General features: G+C 43.3%; 5 protein-coding genes. All 5 read left to right on the top strand.

Annotated features, from left to right (window positions below; all coding sequences use genetic code 11):
- Positions 1-130 precede the first annotated feature (130 nt).
- The 5 genes from DWZ47_RS25870 to DWZ47_RS25850 are packed head-to-tail and all read left to right on the top strand — an operon-like array spanning position 131 to position 6,159.
- Complete coding sequence (locus tag DWZ47_RS25870; RefSeq protein ID WP_233525113.1) at positions 131-589, top strand: hypothetical protein; 459 nt, start codon at positions 131-133, stop codon at positions 587-589.
- A 38-nt stretch (positions 590-627) separates the two neighbouring features.
- Positions 628-3,705, top strand: a complete 3,078-nt coding sequence (locus DWZ47_RS25865; RefSeq protein ID WP_117515164.1) for a tubulin-like doman-containing protein — start codon at positions 628-630, stop codon at positions 3,703-3,705.
- A 5-nt stretch (positions 3,706-3,710) separates the two neighbouring features.
- On the top strand, positions 3,711-4,394 hold the full coding sequence (locus DWZ47_RS25860) for a hypothetical protein (RefSeq protein ID WP_117515162.1): 684 nt from the start codon (positions 3,711-3,713) through the stop codon (positions 4,392-4,394).
- The gene (locus tag DWZ47_RS25855; protein WP_117515160.1) at positions 4,394-5,398 is read left to right on the top strand and encodes a hypothetical protein; all 1,005 of its coding nucleotides are present in this window, start codon (positions 4,394-4,396) and stop codon (positions 5,396-5,398) included. Before DWZ47_RS25860 ends, DWZ47_RS25855 begins: the two co-directional genes overlap by 1 nt.
- Positions 5,395-6,159 carry a hypothetical protein gene (locus DWZ47_RS25850; RefSeq protein WP_117515158.1) on the top strand — a complete coding sequence of 255 codons (765 nt, stop codon included), beginning with the start codon at positions 5,395-5,397 and terminating at the stop codon, positions 6,157-6,159. The genes DWZ47_RS25855 and DWZ47_RS25850 overlap by 4 nt, the downstream gene beginning before the upstream one ends.
- The last annotated feature ends 17 nt before the right edge of the window (positions 6,160-6,176 follow it).

The following is a 6,176-nucleotide window of genomic DNA, read 5'->3' as shown; positions in this document are numbered from 1 at the left end:
AGAAGACAGTTGAAATAAAAAAGAGATTACCACCAAATTTGACGAAGAACCTTTTATTGTTACGCTCTTTGGGGGAATACTGGCGGGAATTGTAGTTACGATTCTTGTCGTGTATCTGATAAATGAACTAATGGACACCCCAAAGTGGTTGATTGGATTGATGGGACTTTTTCTTCTCTTCTTTCTTTCCTTTCAGTTTACGGCAATTATTGGTGCCGGAAAAGTAAAAGGAGTAGTTGAAGACATTACTGGCCTAAGTAATACTGTTAGTGGAAAGGTCGATTGGAATAATATTGAAACGACCTATCCTGTTTTAAAACCTTATCTTGATAAAGTCGGAACGAAAGTGGACGAAGTATCAGATCAGAAAACCTCGGCGCTTTCTCTTATTAATAGCATCATCAATGGCTTTATGTGGCGACGTGCGGCATGGGCATTAGGCGGAGTAATGATATGTTTCGTGGTGGCTGCCTTGCCAGCATTGACAGGAAATGGTCGTAATCGACAGGGACAACGAGGGGCATCAGCTTCTACCCGTCATCGGACTACGCAGCATACGAGCCGTTCGCATCGTCCGCGGCGCAGATAAAGATTATAAGAAAACAATTATAAATACTAAATGATATTATGGAAACATTAGACCCGAAAAGTCCTAACCACATCTTGGTTGGTGTAGGCGGTACAGGCGGTAAAGTACTGAAGGCCATTCGTAAACGCATTTATCAGGAATTTCCCAATGATGAAGAACGAGACAAACTGTCTATCGGTTTTGTATATGTCGATTCTACGCGTGAGATGATGACGCCGGGTGATCCTTCTTTCCGTGTGATGGGGAAGGATGCTTCGTTTACGGAAAGTGAGTTTGTGGATATTAAGTCGGTGGACTTGAAACAGATTCTGGATAATGTATCCAATTATCCCGGATTGAAGACTATTGTGAAGAATGGTGCTTCAATGAAGAATACGTTGGGGGAAGTGGGGCAAGCTGCCGGACAGAAACGTCGTGCAGGACGAATTCTTTTTGCTGCAAATTGCAACAAGTATCTTTCTGCTTTGAAGGGGCAGTACAATAAAGTGAAATCTCTGACCAACAAAGATGAGGTTAATATTCATATTTTTACTGGTTTGGCCGGTGGTACGGGATCAGGTGCTATTATTGATGTTGTTGCTCAAACCCGTGCACAAGAGACTTATAAGCATGCTAACATTATGGTTTATGCCATGGTGCCTGAATTGGATATTCCTACCGGATGTCAGGCCGGACGCTACCATCAGAATGGTTATGCTGCATTGAAAGAGTTGAGTGCGCTGAATATCGGACGTTTTGTTCCTTCGGACGTTATTCGTGGGGAAGAGAAGATAGAGTTGGACTTTACTCCTAATAAGCAGTTCGGTTTGATGCTTTACTCTAATGTGAATGAAAATGGCGTGGTAGTCAATTCGTTTACAGAATTGCCACAGTTGTTGGCGGATACCGTTTATTTCCGTCTGTTTCTGGAAGAGAAGCATGGTACGACTGATGACCTTCTGCGTTCTTTCAGCTTGGAGAATATCAATGACTTTTGTGTGGAGTACAGCGAAAAGTCGAAAGGGACGGATAAGGAACGTGCCCGTACGAAAGCAATCAATACATTCGGTATCAAACGCATTATTTATCCCGAAAAACGAATACTGGAACATATCACTTATACTGTAGGTGAACGTGTTCTCTGGCAAATGCAATATAATAACTTCAAGGATGATTTCGGCTTTGTGCAGGAATCGGTTCGTAAGGATTATCGTGAGTTGTATATCAATGACAAGAACTTGCGCGACTGGTTGCTGGATGATAGTCATTTGATGTTGGAAGAGAAGATATTCGATACAGATAAGTATTGCAGTAAGATAGAAAATTTCTGGAGTGATATTACCAACAGCTATTCTTATGATGATGCCAAAGCGGTAGACCCGGAACCATTGAGATTCCTTGAAAGTATCTGTGCGGATACGTATAAGAATGCTTTCCGTAATAAACAGGGAGTAGAAGTTTACTATCAGGACAAGAGCAACGACCAGTTGTTGAAGGAACAGGCACAATATATTATTGAACGTATAGAGAAGAATCTATATACAAAATGGTATGAGGGCACCCTTTCCTTGGAGGATTTGCTGAATATCTGTGATACTGTATTGACTTACATAAAAGACCGCAAAGAGAAGATCGAAACTGATATTGCCGGAGTGGATGAAAAGATCAAGGTGAATGAGGACGATGCGGATGCTAACAATTACGACTATAATCACTTGTCGTTGTTGCAGCGTGCTACCGGACGTTCCCCCCGTCTCTACTCCGATCATCAGATGATAATGAAAGATCTCTATACGTTGCGTACCCAACGTGTTGCTTATGAATTTGAAGGTAAGTTGCTGGGTAAGTTACGTGCTGCGTTCGAAGAATTCAGTGCTGAAGTAAGTCAGTTCATCGGTGTGTTGCTGGTGTCAATGGATGCTGCAGAAAAACGTATTGCCGACCGTAATAAGAACACCAAAGGAATAGCCGATTTGTCGAGTGCTATTGTAGAAGTCAGTGAAGATGAGAAAATGCTCAAGCTCGAACAGGCATTGATCCTGGATAAGAACCAACAGGAAACCTGGTCGGGAAACATCCGTAAGGCTATTACAGGCAACCGTAATTATGCCCACTTCAGCGAGCTGGCTGCCACTACTTCCGAAGATGCTATCTTTGATATATTCGATACGGAGTTGAGTCCGAAGATTCGTGAAAAACACGATCAGGATTATCAGAACGACAAGATTTTAGGGCTGAACGTGCTGCAACAGTTGCAAAAGGTACTGCTTACGGATACAGATATTCGTAACTTCGCTTCTACAGTCATCAATCAGAGCGGTACATTCCTGAAACTGGATGACGGGCAACTTTCGAAAGCGTTGAATAATAACGAAAACCCGGTATCTCATCCCGAATCAATCAATCGCAAGACAATCTTGATTTCGATGCCGACTGATGAAGGAAACGATTCGCTCAAAGCATTCTCTAATAAACTGAAAGCCGCATTACAAGGTGCTTTCGGAAATGCTACGCCGGGAAGTACAATCAACTTCAATACTTCCAGTGATCGGATGAATGAAATAACGGTTATTTCCATCCGGTATTGTTTCCCGATGCGTGCTATCGCCTGGTTGCCTTCTTATGATCGTGCGTATAACGATATGGTGAATAATAAAAATGAATTGGCTGCTAAAGAAGCCCGTATCTTGCTTCACAGCGAAGGTGACGGTACGGAATTGCCGGACCTGATGGGAGAAAAGAAGGTATCGCCGAAAGACTTTATCCCTTATTTCTTCGTGGCTGCTGCAAACAATATTCTTGCTGTGCGTGAAAACGAACGGGAAGAAAAGGGTTGGTGTATTGTCACTGCCGACGAATGGGGAGCTGAAATGGTAACCCTTATCGCATCCCAGTTTACAGAACTCCTGACCAGCGAAGACCTGACGGAAGAAGTGTTGGATACTATCAAAGAAAAGGTAGATGAAGTATTGAAGAACCCGGATTTGAAGATGAGTGACCGTGCTGCTATGGTAGAAGGTGTGAAGGTAGTGATGCGCGATTATGTAAGTAAGGAGTGCTCCAGTCCTACATCACCCAAGTATCAGCAATACAGCGCTGAAGCAAAGAAAGCATTGGAAATAATTAATAAGAAATAAAAATTATGGCAAGACCTAGTGAACGCGACAGATACAAATATGGTATCTGCACCAATCGTGACAAGAATGGAGAAGGAACCCCTTGTCCTAAATGTGAAAGTAAAGAAGTACAGAAAGTAAGAGCCGGACAAGACTTCGTATGCGAAGAGTGTAAAGAACCGTTGCGTATGGTTCCGCCTCCTAAAGAAGGCCCTAACAAAAAGTTGATTGGCGGTATTGTCGCAGCTGTTGTAATCCTTGGTGGTGTGGGCATTGGAATCGCTCTTAGCGGTGGAGAGAAAGGAAGCGACCCGATTGGCGGAACAAACCCGGGCTCTGTTGAAGTGGTTAATCAACCACAGGAAGAAGTTGAAATGGAAGCTGAAACAGACGGTTCGGATACCAAAGAACAGGTAGAAGTCGTTGTTTCTGATAAGAGCAATGCAGGAGGGAGCAATAACAGCCGAACAGGCGGTATCGTAACGAAAGACCTCGGTTATGCAGTTTACAAAGGACGTATGAAGAATGGCCTGATGAATGATGAAAATGGAGTATTGACATTTAAGACAACCCATGTTATAGAACCGCGCGACGTGAAGAAGCGTGAAGCTAATGCAGGTGAAAAAGTGGTCGGTATCTTTGAAGACGGTCACCTAGTTACCGGTACGTGGTATAAGAGCGATGGAAACAAAGAGGTAATCATTCCGTAATGAGGAATCCGTCTACTCAAATAGTCTACATAGTTCTTTTGCTGTTCCCGCTTTCGGTGTGGGGACAGCAAACAGGAAAATGGGGAAATGGGAAACTACGTCAGACGGTTGTTTCCATTTCCTCCGATGTTCCTTTTGCTACGGCAGCTTACGATTTTACAGAACGGTATCTGACCCAATTGCAAAAGATGTCCGTTGCCGAGCGAAAATCGCAGATGGAGCGTGATAACGTATGGATTACACAAGGGAGTATGGATCTTCTGAATCTCATCAACGAGCAGACATCGATGAACTTTTCCGAGAAGGAAAACCGTTACATCGTATCTCTTATCAATGAGTCTTTCCTTTTGATCGAACTCTCTTTTCCGGCTTCATGCCAATTGCTGACCGGGAAGAATCTGAAGGAGCTGGAAGCCGACTTTGTGAAAGGATTATCTTCTTATAGCTACACTCCATCCTCTTCGCAACCCGTGCGGAAGGAACTTAAAAAGTTGGCGGGAGACTATTATGTGAAAACGGGAGATACCTATTATATTGAAGAAATCAACGGGAATCTTTATTTCGAGGAAAAGGAACGCGCCCTTCGTCCGGTGTTCAGCATGGATCATCCTGCCGAGAGCGTATTTAATCTATTTCTTAGTGAAGACACTCCTGGCAATGTCTCCATCCGCATGACCGTACGCCAATATGGACTGAAAAGAGAACAGATGGAAATTCCCGTCCGTTCATGGATATCCTATATGCGTAATCAGGGCTGCGCTCTCTACGTAGGCGTTGAAGCGTTGGAAACCAATACGGTAAAGGTATATGTCTTTGCGGTGAATACTGTGTTGAAGTATAATCATGTGATGAATGTGGAAATTCCCAACTCCCTCCTAAGCGAAGAGAAAGGGACGGTAGAAGGCGATATAACCTTGTTTGTCCCCACCCACAATATCTCGTCACTTTTTGAAGAACTTAATTGGGTAAATACTACCCCAAAAAGGCAAATTAAAGTAAAATGAAGAAGATAATTACTTTGTTATTGTTTTGCGGAGCATATTGCAGCCTGATGGCACAGAGTGAAGCCGAAACAAAGGCGCAGATCAATAAGATCAAGCGTTCGCAGTCCTATCTTTCTGCCGAGGCTACCATGCCTACTGAAGAAGAAGCCATTCAGCAAGCCAAAGAACTGTTAGTCAGTGAAATCAATGATTGGGTAGCCAGTAAACGGAAAAGCGGTGAAGTGAAACAAGTTGTTTTGCAAGACATCAATACCTGTACCCAGCGAATGGATATGAAGCGTGGAGTGAGAACTCGCGCGTTTGTATACGTAAAGAAAAATGAGATTGTCCTCATTTATGGTGAAGGACAAATCATGTTGAGTGAAGAGGAAAAAGGAGCCGATTTGCAACCCTTGTCTGAAATATCGGAACCGATCAAGATAGAGTCCGCCAAGAAGTCTACAAAAGATGAGAAAATGGTTTCGACGGTGGAAAAGATCAATCCCGAACAAGAGAGTCTGAATCAGGTTCTTGCGGCAAAAACGATGACGGAGATGAAGCAGGTTTTTGCTTCGCTTAAAGAACAGGATCGGATCTCGTATGGCGTATATGCCCCTGAAACAGTGGCAGAACAATGTTATCTGTTGTTCTATACCCGTACGGGTGAGGTAAAAGGAGTGGTGAAGAAGAATGACAAAGAGCTGAATGACGTCCGGACGAAAGAGGCTACGGATATTGCTGTCTTTAGCGGTTGCGGAGCTTATTGGTTCATTCTTAAATAACAAACATAAGTAGAAAG

Origin of the sequence: Bacteroides sp. AF32-8BH (assembly GCF_003435205.1) — a bacterium.
Lineage (GTDB): Bacteria > Bacteroidota > Bacteroidia > Bacteroidales > Bacteroidaceae > Bacteroides > Bacteroides ovatus.
The sequence above is the reverse complement of the archived record's forward strand: the minus strand, read 5'-3'. Positions and strand labels throughout refer to the sequence as shown.

What these genes read in the sequence shown, in the direction of transcription:
- DWZ47_RS25870 (WP_233525113.1), top strand. Translation starts at nt 131, where the DNA reads ATGGACACCCCAAAGTGGTTGATTGGATTGATGGGACTTTTTCTTCTC.
- DWZ47_RS25850 (WP_117515158.1), top strand. Translation starts at nt 5,395, where the DNA reads ATGAAGAAGATAATTACTTTGTTATTGTTTTGCGGAGCATATTGCAGC.
- DWZ47_RS25855 (WP_117515160.1), top strand. Translation starts at nt 4,394, where the DNA reads ATGAGGAATCCGTCTACTCAAATAGTCTACATAGTTCTTTTGCTGTTC.
- DWZ47_RS25865 (WP_117515164.1), top strand. Translation starts at nt 628, where the DNA reads ATGGAAACATTAGACCCGAAAAGTCCTAACCACATCTTGGTTGGTGTA.
- DWZ47_RS25860 (WP_117515162.1), top strand. Translation starts at nt 3,711, where the DNA reads ATGGCAAGACCTAGTGAACGCGACAGATACAAATATGGTATCTGCACC.